1 protein-coding gene is annotated in these 785 nt (G+C 46.4%); it reads left to right on the forward strand.

Annotated features, from left to right (window positions below):
- The first annotated feature begins 56 nt into the window (after positions 1–56).
- Positions 57–374 (forward strand): DUF1566 domain-containing protein, encoded by a 318-nt coding sequence (locus A142_RS25465; protein ID WP_277815629.1) that lies wholly within the window; start codon positions 57–59, stop codon positions 372–374.
- Positions 375–785: the final 411 nt, after the last annotated feature.

The following is a 785-nucleotide window of genomic DNA, read 5'->3' on the forward strand; positions in this document are numbered from 1 at the left end:
CCCCAAGTGTCCGCTTTTTAGGGGCTCTAGACTACGATGGATATAGCTCTACGTTTATAGAAACTGATAACCATGGCCCTACCGGCGAGTTTGCTACTTTCAGAAACTTAGAGCCCACTCGACTTTGCGCTCAATATAACACAATTGGGCTCTACGGTAGGACTAATTGGCGTTTAGCAACTCGCGATGAGTTGAGTAGTCTTCATAGTCACTATGGCAACATGTTCAATGCGAAGGGTTGGGCGACCGGCGACTTTTACTGGTCAGCGACGTCTAGTGGTTCCAATTACTACCGCGTGGCCCTCGGCGATGGAGTCGTCGGCAGCAGCCCCCTATCCTATCATAATTACGCCTCGTGCGTATCAGATTCTTAGGGTTTGACGTTTAGAGTTTACGGCCCGTAGGGCCGTTTTTTCGTTTAAAAATTAAGGGTTTATTTTTAAACGCTATAAGGGGGAGTGACCGGGTAGCCGTGATAACCGCCAACTTTTTAAGGACACTTTTGCTACCTAGACTTTACAATTAATGTCTGCTAGCTGGATACCTAAACCGTCACTACTACTAAATGAGAGATCGTGTCCATTTCAGCGAGCAATTTAATATCACCCTCCGGCCTTTTATTCATAATGCCTTTTTTATCAATACGTAAGTCACAGGAATTAACGATGAAAAACACTCTAGCTTTCGCGACACTGAGCCTATTCCTCTATGGTTGCGGTGGGGGGGACTCTTCAAGCGGGGATGATGACAGTACCTATCCTCCTAGTGTTACTCAGTACACCGCA

Origin of the sequence: Vibrio splendidus 12E03 (assembly GCF_000272105.2) — a bacterium.
Taxonomy (GTDB): Bacteria; Pseudomonadota; Gammaproteobacteria; order Enterobacterales; family Vibrionaceae; genus Vibrio; species Vibrio splendidus_I.